The sequence below is a fragment of the Microvirga sesbaniae genome (assembly GCF_025460805.1).
Classification (GTDB): domain Bacteria; phylum Pseudomonadota; class Alphaproteobacteria; order Rhizobiales; family Beijerinckiaceae; genus Microvirga; species Microvirga sesbaniae.
The window spans coordinates 31,700-43,074 of record NZ_JAMXFJ010000022.1; the positions used below are offsets into that span (position 1 = coordinate 31,700).

Consider the following 11,375-nt stretch of genomic DNA (forward strand, 5'->3'; position numbering starts at 1 on the left):
GCGCCGGCGCCCCCAAGGGCCGGCGCCCCCTATCCGCGGCCCTGCGGGTCACTGGCGCGGCCCTGCGGGTCACTGGCGCGGCCCTGCGGGTCACTGGCGCGGCCCTGCGGGTCACTGGCGCGGCCCTGCGGGTCCGTCCGATGCGCTAGGTGGAATTACGTAGTTCCGCACTTACCAGTCATTATCCTTTTCTCCTCACCCTCGATAACAGCAACAGTCGCAGTTTCGTGGCGAGTCCTGTCATTGTTTTGAGTGTCGGAGCCGATCTATGTTGGGTATCTTGTCTCAAGTCCGATCCGAAATGGATGCGAAACTTGCAGCGCTCGACAGAGCGCAGGCGATCATTGAATTTAATCTTGACGGCACCATCGTCACAGCCAACGAGAATTTCCTTCGCACGGTCGGCTACTCCCTTCAGGAGATCCAGGGGAGGCATCACAGCATGTTCGTCGAGCCCGCCGACCGGGAGACGCCGGCCTATGACGAATTCTGGCGCAGGCTGAGAGCCGGTGAATATCAGGCGGCGCGTTACAGGCGCCTCGGCAAGGGCGGTCGGGAGGTCTGGATCGAGGCGAGCTACAATCCCCTGATCGGGCGCGATGGAAGGCCCTTCAAGGTCGTCAAGTTCGCGACCGACATCACCCGGCAGATGAACGACCAGGCCGATCTGAAGGGGCAGGTCGAGGCGATCGGGAAGTCTCAGGCGGTGATCTCGTTCGATCTCGATGGACACATCCTCGACGCGAATGACAATTTCCTCGCGGCCGTCGGGTACACTCTTCCGGAGATCCAGGGACGGCACCACAGCATGTTCGTCGAGCCGGGACAGAGGGCCAGCCCGGAATACCTGGAGTTCTGGCGCCGGCTTAAGAACGGCGAGTTCCAGGCGGCACAATACAAGCGGATCGGAAAGGGCGGGCGGGAGATCTGGATCGAGGCGAGCTACAACCCGATCCTGGACGCCTGCGGACGCCCGTACAAGGTCGTGAAATATGCGACCGACGTGACCCAGCAGGTCGGACTTCTGATCAGTCTCAGGGGCATGATCGAGACCAACTTCGGCGAGATCGATGCGGCCGTCGGCCAATCCTCTCGGGAGGCGACCTCCGCCGGGCAAGCCGCGACCGCGACCTCCAGCAATGTGCAGATGATGGCGTCCGCCTCGGAGGAACTGGCCGCCTCGGTCCGTGAAATCGCCCAGAGCATGGCGACATCGCGGGCCGCGACCGACACCGCCTTTGCCGAGGCGGAAAGCGCGAACGAATACACGAACAAGCTCTCCGCGGCCGCGGAGGCGATGGGGGGCATCATCGGCCTCATTCAGAGCATCGCCGGTCAGATCAACCTGCTGGCCCTGAATGCGACGATCGAGTCCGCCCGGGCCGGCGAGGCTGGTCGCGGCTTTGCCGTGGTTGCCAGCGAGGTGAAAAATCTGGCCTCGCAGGCGGCCAGGGCCACCGAGCAGATCTCCACCGAAATCGACGGGGTCCGGACCGTGTCGAGCGGGGTGGTCGAGGCGCTCGCGAAGATTCGCGGATCCATCGAGACCATGCGGGCGCACGTGGTCGGAGCGGCCACCGCTGTCGAGGAACAGAGCGCCGTCACGCAGGAGATGTCGTCCAACATGCAGGATGCGTCCCATGCGGTGACGCGCATCGCCGGCAGCATCGGGGCCATCTCGGCGGCGGTCGGACGGGTGTCGGACGCGGTCGACACGACGAAGAAGGCCGCGCAGGTGCTGGCCCGTTAGACGAAAACCCTGAGACCGGGGACGTGGTCCCGTCAGGCGAAGGTTGCCTCCATCTGCTCCTCGATCGCCATGAGTTCCCGGATGTAAGGGGCTCGCCGCTCCCGGTGCTCGTGCCGGAGGCTCGCGATCGTCGCGCTCTTGCGCGCCTCGTCGTCGGCGCTCTGCCTGACCGCGTCGAGGCTTTTCTCATGGGCGAAGTCGAGATCGGCGAGGTCCGCGAGAACGGCCTGCAACCGGGGCAGGAGATCGGGCGCGTAGCACCCGGCCCCGTGTGACACACTCGCGGAACGGACACGTTCGACAGCACTGGTCATGCCTTCCTCCGACGTGTTCTTGAAGCCAGCATTTCCTTCGAGGGATTAATCTAGGTTAGCGCCACGACTTTGGTCAGGATGGGGCAGCTTGGCGCTGCAAATTTGCCGTCCCGTGTTTCCCTTAAGGCTCGCGCGCCTTGCCGGATCGGCCTCGCGGCGGTCGGACGCGGCGACGGGAGCCCTGCCATAATGGCAATCGGTTTGACGTTTAGTCTGCAGTCCTGTCGTCGTTCGGGCGGGCCGTGGAGGCACACATGATCAGCTGGATCGTTCGGATATTGATGGTTGCCGCCGGAGTCGTCACGAGCTGGTTCGTCGCCAAGGACGCCCCGATCTTCGGAGTGGCCCAGATGATGGTAGCGCTCCTCCTGCTGACCTTCGTGGTTGCCGTCCTGGCCTTTTGGCCGCATCGCTGGACGGCGGCCCTCGACCGGTCCGACAAGCCGCTCTGACCCGCGTCGCGCGGACCCGAGGGACGCCCCCGGCTCGTGGCCGGGAGCGCGATTGCACCGGACGGTCAAGCTGCCCGGCCGACCCGTTCCGCGAGCTGCTTCACTTCGACTGTCGCGTTGCGGGCGGCCTCGTCGGCCAGCTGCATCGTGAGTTCCGCCATGCGGCGGCTGTTGTCGACGGTCTGCTCCAGATTGTCCCGGATGAGGGAACTTTGAACCGTCACGAAGTCGTTCATGGAGCGGCAGCGGGCGAGGGCATTCAGGCCGTCGAGATTCGTCTGCAGTCGCTTCTGGCTCAGTTCGAACCATTCCCGCGACACGTCCTGGAAGCCACGCACGAAGACCGCGTTCGATCGGGCCGCGCCCGGGGCGGTGCCGGAATCCTGCGCCGCGAGGCCGCGGGCCTCTCCGTCGTTGCGAGCGAACATCTGCATGGCTTGGCCCGTCGAGCGGCGGGCGAGTTCGGAAAACAGCCCAAAACTGTTCTCGACGACCTGCTGCATCGACTTGGCGATGGTCTGAGCCCCTTCAGTCCCGGCTCGCACCGTCTCGGCGAGATCCTCGGTGACGCGTTGAACCGCCTCGACCGGTTCGCGGAGCCGGCGCGCCTCGGAGCGCTTGCCCTCGTCGAATGCCACCATGTCGTCCTCCACCTTCTCTGCGACCGCCTCGGCCTCGTCGTCGCTCAGAACCTTGAGCACGGCCGGCAGAAGCTCCTTTCTGTCGTCCCGGATATGCTGCTGGAACACCCGTCTCAGCTCTGCCACCTTGGCGAGGAACTCGCCGTTGTTCTTCGGCATGCGCTCGATGTCGGCCAGAAGTGCGGTGGTTTCCTCATGATCGCCGAGAGCCTGGCGCAGGAGGTCGTCCATTCCGTGCCGGCGCAGAACCGGCAGCAGATGCTGCTCCTGGAGGGCCGCCAGAAGGGTCAGCTCCTCCTGCAGCTCCGCGAACAGACGCTCACGGGTTTTGACCGCGTTGTCCGACGTGGCCAGAAGCTTTTCGAAGAGATCCCGCGCCCGGTCGGGCGGGGCTTGGGTGATTTTTCGTGTGGTCATGATTCGACCTCCAGGTTCCGATGAGACATGATCCTGCGCTCGGCGCAGGCTGCACCATGGCGGGTGTGAGATTTCGACTAGTGCTGCAGCCCCAATGGCCAGGGAGCAAAAAGGTTCGGACGCCTCCACAAGACGAAATGGTCCTGTGTGGCGAGATCGAGACGGGTGTCTTTCTCCAGCAGGGCGATCTGCGCCTCCACGGCCTTGAGCTCACGCTCGAGCTTGGCCGTGCGCCGGAGCTCGGAAGAAATAGGCTTTCGTTTCTTGCTCTTCATCAAGCACTCCATGGTCCGGCGCAGCCCATCGCCTTCGATGAAGGAGCGGACGGCGTACGGATGGCCATGATTGTGCCCCCGGTGAATCGTTCATTGTCGTGGTTGCTGAGGATGATACCGAAGCATCGCTGTTCGTCTGTCAGAAACCCGACACAAGGAAAGAATTTGTTAACACAGGTTAAAGTGCCGCAGGCATTCCCGGGCCGGGTTCCGGCAGCCGGCCGGGCCGTCTCGGAACCGAGGCATGGCCCGGATGTTCATGCCTAGCGCATCGGACGGAAAAGTGGACCCGGTTTTCCGCCTCATCCGATGCGCCAGTCAAGAGAAGGAGCCTCGGACCCAAAAGTGGTGTCCACTCTTGGGTCCGAGGCTGTAGCGCATCGTGCGGACCCGGCGGGTCCGCGCCGAACGATGCGCCGCTTAAGGGGTTGAGCATCGGATCGATCCCAAAAGTGGGTTCAAATTTGGGATCGATCCGATGCTCTAGGGTCGGCGATCTGCGGCCTGCCGCTCGCCCTTGAGGAATCGCTCAAGGTCAGTGCGTCCGATCGGAGCAGTTCGTGTCGCGGTCTGGAGGGCACATTGATCAGGCGCATCCTTCTCATTGCCGTCTTGGGCTTGGCGCTGGCTTGCGGCATCTATCTCTCTATGAGCCGCGCACCGGAGACCGCGGCGCGGCCGCAGGCCCCCGTGGCCCCGGCGCAGCCTCCGCCGCAGGTCGGGATCATCGTCGCTCAGCCGGCCGAAGTGCCGCTTCCCGTCGTGTTCGCCGGTCGCGTGGCGGGCTTCCGCGACGTCGAGGTGCGCCCGCGCGTCGGCGGTCTCCTGCTCAAGCGTGAGTTCGAGGAGGGGGCGCCCGTCAAGCAGGATCAGGTGCTCTTCCGGATCGATCCGGCGAGCTACGAGGTGGCTCTGAGCCGTGCGGAGGCGCAGCTGCTCCAGGCACAGGCGGCCCTGCGCCAGGCCGAGGAAAATTTCAACCGCATCGAGCCGCTGGCCCGGCGCGGGGTGTCGACGGACGTGCAGCTCGAGGAGGCGCGCTCCCAGCGCGACCAGGCCCGCGCCGGTGTCCAGCTTGCCGAAGCCGAGGTTCAGAACGCGAGGCTCAACCTCGGCTACACGACCGTCACGGCGCCCGCTGCCGGAATCACGGCGCTGAAATCGCCCCCGGTCGGAGCCCTGATCCAGGCCCAGCAGACGCTTCTGACAACCATATCGCAGCTCGACCCGGCCTATGTGAACTTCTCCTTCACGGACGAGGAGGGGCGGGAGTTCCGCGCCCTGAACGAGCGGCGGGAGAAACCCATTTCCGAGAAGGACCTGAAGGTCGAGCTGCGGTTCGGCCAGGGGGCCGAGTACCCGCAAACCGGCAGGATCGACACCGCCGCCCAGCGGGTCGACCCGCAGACCGGGACGATCCAGGCACGGGCGATCTTCCCGAACCCGGACGGCGCCTTGCTGCCGGGCCAGTTTGTGCGGGTGCGTCTGATCGGCATCACATTGCCCGGAGCCATCGTCGTGCCCCGTCAGGCCGTAAGCCAGGGGCCGCAGGGGCCGGCGATCTACGTGGTCGGGGCGAACGACGTCGCACAGGCGGTGCCGGTCCGGCTGGGACCGGAGGTGCCCGAAGGATGGGTGATCCAGTCCGGCCTGAAGGGAGGCGAGCGGGTCGTGGTCGACGGCGTCATCCGGGTGCGCCCCGGCCAGCCCGTCCGGCCCGTTCCGGTCGACCCGCAGGCCGCGCAGACGACCGGGACGGCCAGCGGCCAGCAGCCTGGAGCGCGGCCATGATCTCGAAATTCTTCATCGATCGGCCGATCTTCGCCTCCGTCCTGTCGATCGTGATCGTGCTCGTCGGTCTGATCGCCATGCGGGTGCTGCCGGTTGCCCAGTACCCCGAGATCGTTCCTCCGCAGGTGGTGGTCTCCGCCACCTACCCGGGCGCCAGCGCTCAAACCATCGCTGAAACCGTCGCGGCTCCGCTCGAGCAGCAGGTCAACGGCGTCGAGGACATGATCTATCTGCAATCCACCTCCACGGGCTCGGGGACCATGAGCCTGTCGGTGTATTTCCGGACCGGCACCAATGCCGATCAGGCGACGATCAACGTCAACAACCGGGTCCAGCGGGCCACCGCGGTTCTTCCCGAGGAAGTGCGCCGCCAGGGTGTGACGGTGACCAAGCGGTCGTCCTCCATCCTCCAGATCGTGGCGCTGTCGTCGCCGGATCGCCGCTACGACACGATCTACATCTCCAATTATGCGCTGGTGAACATCATCGACGAGCTGCGGCGTACGCCGGGCGTCGGCGACGCGTCCCTGTTCGGCGCCTCCGATTACTCCATGCGCATCTGGCTGAAACCCGACAAGGTCGCCCAGTACAACCTGACGCCGAGCGACATCGCTGCCGCGATCCGCGACCAGAACGCCCAGTTTGCTGCGGGGCGATTCGGCGAGGAGCCGAGTCCGGGCCAGCAGGCCTTCACCTACTCGGTCACGACCCAGGGGCGCCTGGCCGATCCGCGCGAGTTCGAGCAGATCATCCTGCGTTCGGACGAGAACGGCGGGGCGCTGCGCCTGAGGGATGTGGCCAGGGTGGAGCTCGGGTCGCAGAACTATTCGACGGTCGCGTCGCTGAACGGAGCCCCGACCGTTCCCATAGGCATCTACCTTCAGCCGGATGCCAACGCCCTCGACGTATCCAATGCCGTCGCCGCCACCATGAACCGGCTGGCGCAGCGCTTCCCCGAAGGTCTGCGCTACGATGTGCCGTTCAATACCACCAGGTTCATCGAGGTCTCCATCGAGGAGGTGGTCAGGACGTTCATCGAAGCGATCGTGCTGGTCGTCCTCGTGGTCTTCCTCTTCCTGCAGAACTGGCGCGCGACGCTGATCCCGCTGCTCGCCGTTCCGGTGTCGATCATCGGAACGTTCGGAGGCATGTATCTCCTCGGTTTCTCGATCAACCTGCTCACCCTGTTCGGCATGATCCTCGCCATCGGCATCGTGGTGGACGATGCGATCATCGTGCTGGAGAACGTCGAGCGGATCATGACGACGGAGCGCAAGCCTCCCCGCGACGCCGCCATCCAGGCCATGCAGGAGGTGAGCGGCCCGGTGATCGCGGTGGTGCTCGTTCTGTGCGCGGTCTTCATCCCGGTGTCGTTTCTCGGCGGCCTCGCCGGCGAGCTCTACCGCCAGTTCGCCGTCACCATCGCGGTGTCGGTGGTGATCTCCGGAATCGTCGCCCTGACGCTCACGCCGGCCCTGTGCGCGCTGCTGCTAAAGGAGGGGCACCGGGAGCCCTGGCTGCCCTTCCGGATCTTCAATCGTGGCTTCGACCGGGTGACGCGCACCTTCACGGCCGGCACGGCATTCTTTCTTCGCCACGCCGCGGCCGCCCTCGTCGTCATCGCCGTGATGCTCGGCGCGACCTGGTGGCTGTTCGAGCGGGTGCCGGGCGGCCTCGTGCCGGCAGAGGATCTCGGGTCGGTTTTCGTCGTGACGTCCCTGCCGCCCGCGGCATCTCTCGACCGCACCCTTGCGGTGACGGGCAAGGTGACCGAAGGGGTCATGCAGAACCCGGCCGTGGCCGATGTGGTGACCCTGGCGGGGTTCGATCTCCTGTCCGGCGCGCAGAAGACCAACGCGGGCGTCTCCTTCGTGTCGCTGAAGGACTGGTCCGAGCGCACCGACCCGCGGCTCGACGCCCGCAACCTCGCTCCGGCCTTCGCGGCCCTCAACGCCAATTTCCGGGACGGCGTCGCCATCGGGTTCAACCCGCCGCCGATCCAGGGGCTGAGCACGACCGGAGGCTTCGAGTTCTATCTTCAGGACCGCTCCGGCGGGAGCCTGGACAACCTCGCGCAGGCCGCGCAGCGCGTCGTTCAGGCGGCCGGACAGCGCCCCGAAGTGACGGGCGTTTCCACCACTTTCAACACCGGCGTGCCGCAGTACCGGATCGACGTGGATCGCGACAAGGCGAAGGCGCTCGGCGTTCCCATCTCGGCCATCTTCGACACGATGCAGAGCACGTTCGGCAGCCTCTACGTCAACGATTTCAGCCTGTTCGGGCGCACCTACCGGGTCAGCCTCTCGTCCGAGGCCGAGTTCCGGCAATCGCCCGACGACCTGCGGCACGTATTCGTCCGGTCGGACAACGGCACGATGGTTCCCCTCAACGTGCTCCTCACGACCGTCCGCATCGTGGGGCCCGACGTGGTCGACCGGTTCAATGTCTTTCCGGCCGCGAAGATACAAGGCAATCCGGCGCCGGGCTTTTCCTCGGGACAGGCCATCGCGGCCATGGAGCAGGTCGTCGCCCAGACCCTGCCGTCCGACTACTCGATCGGCTGGACGGGATCGGCCTATCAGGAGCTGCAATCGGCCGGCACCGGATCCCAGGGGTTCCTCCTGGGCCTCGTCATGGTCTTCCTCATCCTGGCCGCCCAGTACGAGCGGTGGTCGCTGCCCTTCGCCGTCATCACGGCCGTGCCCTTCGCGGTCTTCGGCGCCATCCTGGCGATCTGGTTGCGCGGGATCGAGAACGACATCTACTTCCAGGTCGGGCTCGTCACCCTGATCGGGCTTGCGGCCAAGAACGCAATCCTGATCGTCGAGTTCGCGGCCGAGCGCTACAGGGCCGGGGAAACGGCCTTCGATGCCGCCCTGGATGCGGCCCGGCTCCGCTTCCGTCCCATCGTCATGACGTCGCTCGCCTTCATCCTCGGCGTGGTGCCGCTCGCGATTTCGACGGGCGCAGGCTCGGCGAGCCGTCATTCCGTCGGCACCGGCGTCATCGGCGGAATGCTGGCGGCAACCTTCCTGGTCGTCCTGTTCGTACCGCTGTTCTTCCGCCTTGTGACGCGGGACCGCAAGCGTTCGGACAGGGACGCGGCGGCGGTCGTGCCCGAGAGCGTGCCGGCGAAGGAGGTTTAGAGCGAACGGGCGCGGCGGAGCCTCAGCGCTTGCGCAGGCGCTCGATGGCCTCCTTGTGCGCGGCTGGGTCGACATCGTACTCCGCGGCCAGACGGGCGATCTCGGCCTGCCTCTCGTCCGCGGAGAGCCTGGGGTTGAGGCTCGCGACCGCGGCCAGGAACGAGGCGCCCGCGAAAACCGGGTCGCGGCGCCTCGCGGTCTGCTCCCGCTCCTTCTTCAATTCGGCCTGACGCTGCCTGTAGGTCTCGAGCGGGCCCAGTGCCCGCAGCGCCCGGTTGCGCAAGGCCGGGAGGGGCACGCCATGCTCCTCGGCGATCTCCGGAAGGACCTCTTCCGGATCTTCTCCCGCCAGGAGGGCATCGGAGAGTTCTTCGAGTGCAGCGACGAATGGATCCATGTCGGCCCCTTCAGATGCGTTCATCGTCAACGGATGGTGATAGGTTCGGTTCTCGGCGAGATGTTGCCCGGGACCCGGGGTGCCCAATAATCCATCGAACCGATTCTCGCCCGCCGAAACGCAACAACCTGAACGGAAAGCACGATCATGGCCGAACGGACGCAGGAGCGACCCGATCCCTATCTCTGGCTGGAGGATGTGGAGGGCGATGAGGCGCTCTCCTGGGTGCGGGCGCACAACGAGATCACGAGGGCCGCCTTGTGCGATGCAGGCTTCCAGGCCGACAAGCAGGCGCTCTACGAGATCTCCACACGCCCCGACAATATTCCCTTCATCACGAGAAGGCGCGGCCTTCTCTACAATTTCTGGCAGGACATGAACCACGTGCGCGGCCTGTGGCGGCGCACGTCGATGGAGCGCTATCGGACCTCGGATCCGTCCTGGGAGACGGTGCTCGACGTCGACGCGCTGGCGAAGGACGAAGGCGCGGACTGGGTCTGGAAAGGGTGCGGGACGCTCCAGCCAGAGCAGCGCTACGGCCTGGTCAGCCTCTCCCGCGGGGGCGCCGACGCCGCGGTCGTGCGCGAATTCGACCTCGTCGAGAAACGCTTCGTGGACGACGGCTTCGCGCTTCCCGAGGCCAAGGGCGGGGCGACCTGGCTCGACAAGGACCAGTTGCTGGTGTCCACGACGCTCGGCGACAATGCCGCGACCGCTTCGGGCTATCCGCGGACGGTGCGGCTGTGGCAGCGCGGCACCGACTTCCATCAATCTCCGCTGCTGTTTCAGGGCGAGTTCAACGACATCTACATCTCGGCATCGGTCGACCTCGAGCCGGGCTATGAACGAATCTTCTATCGGCGCCAGATGACCTTCGAGGAGGGGATCAGCTACCTGGCGCAGGAGCAGGGCGATCCGCTGCTCATCGATCTCCCGCGGGACGCCCGGTTCGACGTGGAGAAGGACTGGCTGCTCGTGAAGCTGAAAAGCGACTGGGCCCTGCCGGACCGCGCCTATCCGGCCGACGCGCTTCTGGCGATCAGCTTCTCCCGGTTCATGGCGGGCGACCGTCGCTTCGAGGTCCTGTTCGAGCCCGGTCCGCGGCGTGTCCTGTCCGGGTTCTGGTGGACCAGGACCCGCCTCGTGCTGACGGTTCTCGACAATCTGGCGAGCCAGATCTGGTTGGCGACGCCGGGAGCGTCCTGGCAGATGGAGCGGCTCGCGGGCCTGCCGGAGACCGCGGCGGTTCACGCCATGGCGCTCGACGCGAGCCAGCTCGAACGGACGGACGAGTTCCTGCTCTCGGTCTCGAGCTTCATCGAGCCCACGAAGCTCGCCCTCGTGACCGAGGACAAGCGGATCGAGGTTTTGAAGGAATCGCCTCCCGCCTTCGATGCCTCGAACCTGGAGGTGACCCGGCACGAGGCGGTGTCCGTGGACGGCGAGCGCATTCCCTATTACCAGATCGGTCCGAAGGAGCAGGGTGGCCAGCGTCCGACCGTGCTCTACGGCTATGGCGGCTTCTCGGTTTCCCTGACGCCCGGCTATTTGGGCGGGATCGGCAAAACCTGGCTGGAGCGCGGCCATGTCTGGGTGGTCGCCAACATCCGGGGGGGCGGCGAGTTCGGAGCCGCCTGGCATAAGGCGGGAATGCGTGAGGGCAAGCGCCTGTCCCACGATGATTTTGCCGCCATCGCCCAGGATCTCGTCGGGCGCGGCGTCACCTCGGCAGGGCAGCTTGCGGCCTATGGCGGCTCGAATGGCGGACTGCTGGTCGGCAACATGCTGACCCGTTACCCGGAGCTGTTCGGGGCGATCTGGTGCACCGTGCCGCTCCTCGACATGCAGCGCTACACCCGTCTGCTGGCAGGACCGAGCTGGGTGGCCGAATACGGGGACCCGGACCGTCCCGAGGATTGGGCCTACATGGCGGGTTTCTCGGCCTATCAGAACCTGCAGGAGGGGCAGACCTATCCGCCTGTGCTTCTGGTGACGTCGCGACGGGACGACCGGGTTCATCCGGGCCACGCCCGCAAAATGGCCGCCAGGCTCGAGGCCATGGAGCAGCCGGTGCTCTTCTACGAGCCCGAGGATGGCGGTCACGGGGCGGCCAACAAGGAGCAGGCGGCCTTTCTCACCGCCCTGGGATTGTCGTTCCTTCGGAAGACCCTCATCCCTTGATATTCGGCCGT

9 protein-coding genes are annotated in these 11,375 nt (G+C 65.8%); 5 read left to right on the forward strand and 4 right to left on the reverse strand.

Annotated elements, in window-relative coordinates; translation table 11 throughout:
* The first annotated feature begins 268 nt into the window (after positions 1-268).
* A complete protein-coding gene (locus tag OCW50_RS23540) occupies positions 269-1,750 on the forward strand; it encodes a methyl-accepting chemotaxis protein (protein WP_373371497.1) in 1,482 nt (493 codons plus the stop codon).
* A gap of 32 nt (positions 1,751-1,782) precedes the next feature.
* Here OCW50_RS23540 and OCW50_RS23545 read toward each other — a convergent pair whose 3' ends face one another.
* Entirely contained in the window at positions 1,783-2,064 is a 282-nt protein-coding gene (locus OCW50_RS23545; RefSeq protein WP_262268684.1) for a hypothetical protein, read from the reverse strand.
* Between the two features lie 254 nt (positions 2,065-2,318).
* Between OCW50_RS23545 and OCW50_RS23550 the strand changes: the two genes are divergently transcribed.
* Positions 2,319-2,516: a hypothetical protein gene (locus OCW50_RS23550; RefSeq protein ID WP_262268685.1), complete on the forward strand. Its 198-nt coding sequence runs from the start codon at positions 2,319-2,321 to the stop codon at positions 2,514-2,516.
* Between the two features lie 65 nt (positions 2,517-2,581).
* On the opposite strand, the gene OCW50_RS23555 is transcribed toward OCW50_RS23550, so the two are convergent.
* Positions 2,582-3,574: a phasin family protein gene (locus tag OCW50_RS23555; protein ID WP_262268686.1), complete on the reverse strand. Its 993-nt coding sequence runs from the start codon at positions 3,572-3,574 to the stop codon at positions 2,582-2,584.
* Between the two features lie 77 nt (positions 3,575-3,651).
* On the reverse strand, positions 3,652-3,849 hold the full coding sequence (locus tag OCW50_RS23560) for a hypothetical protein (RefSeq protein WP_262268687.1): 198 nt from the start codon (positions 3,847-3,849) through the stop codon (positions 3,652-3,654).
* A 582-nt stretch (positions 3,850-4,431) separates the two neighbouring features.
* Here OCW50_RS23560 and OCW50_RS23565 point away from each other — a divergent pair.
* Together OCW50_RS23565 and OCW50_RS23570 are read left to right on the forward strand one after the other, a co-directional pair.
* The gene (locus tag OCW50_RS23565; protein ID WP_262299176.1) at positions 4,432-5,640 is read left to right on the forward strand and encodes an efflux RND transporter periplasmic adaptor subunit; all 1,209 of its coding nucleotides are present in this window, start codon (positions 4,432-4,434) and stop codon (positions 5,638-5,640) included.
* Positions 5,640-8,786 (forward strand): efflux RND transporter permease subunit, encoded by a 3,147-nt coding sequence (locus OCW50_RS23570; protein ID WP_262299205.1) that lies wholly within the window; start codon positions 5,640-5,642, stop codon positions 8,784-8,786. The genes OCW50_RS23565 and OCW50_RS23570 overlap by 1 nt, the downstream gene beginning before the upstream one ends.
* Before the next feature lie 22 nt (positions 8,787-8,808).
* On the opposite strand, the gene OCW50_RS23575 is transcribed toward OCW50_RS23570, so the two are convergent.
* Positions 8,809-9,183: a hypothetical protein gene (locus OCW50_RS23575; RefSeq protein WP_262299177.1), complete on the reverse strand. Its 375-nt coding sequence runs from the start codon at positions 9,181-9,183 to the stop codon at positions 8,809-8,811.
* A 147-nt stretch (positions 9,184-9,330) separates the two neighbouring features.
* Here OCW50_RS23575 and OCW50_RS23580 point away from each other — a divergent pair, with 147 nt between their 5' ends.
* The gene (locus OCW50_RS23580; RefSeq protein WP_262299178.1) at positions 9,331-11,364 is read left to right on the forward strand and encodes a prolyl oligopeptidase family serine peptidase; all 2,034 of its coding nucleotides are present in this window, start codon (positions 9,331-9,333) and stop codon (positions 11,362-11,364) included.
* Positions 11,365-11,375: the final 11 nt, after the last annotated feature.

Excerpts from the sequence above, each read along its gene's own strand:
- OCW50_RS23540 (WP_373371497.1), top strand. The coding sequence starts at position 269 with ATGTTGGGTATCTTGTCTCAAGTCCGATCCGAAATGGATGCGAAACTT.
- OCW50_RS23545 (WP_262268684.1), bottom strand. The coding sequence starts at position 2,064 with ATGACCAGTGCTGTCGAACGTGTCCGTTCCGCGAGTGTGTCACACGGG.
- OCW50_RS23550 (WP_262268685.1), top strand. The coding sequence starts at position 2,319 with ATGATCAGCTGGATCGTTCGGATATTGATGGTTGCCGCCGGAGTCGTC.
- OCW50_RS23555 (WP_262268686.1), bottom strand. The coding sequence starts at position 3,574 with ATGACCACACGAAAAATCACCCAAGCCCCGCCCGACCGGGCGCGGGAT.
- OCW50_RS23560 (WP_262268687.1), bottom strand. The coding sequence starts at position 3,849 with ATGAAGAGCAAGAAACGAAAGCCTATTTCTTCCGAGCTCCGGCGCACG.
- OCW50_RS23575 (WP_262299177.1), bottom strand. The coding sequence starts at position 9,183 with ATGGATCCATTCGTCGCTGCACTCGAAGAACTCTCCGATGCCCTCCTG.
- OCW50_RS23580 (WP_262299178.1), top strand. The coding sequence starts at position 9,331 with ATGGCCGAACGGACGCAGGAGCGACCCGATCCCTATCTCTGGCTGGAG.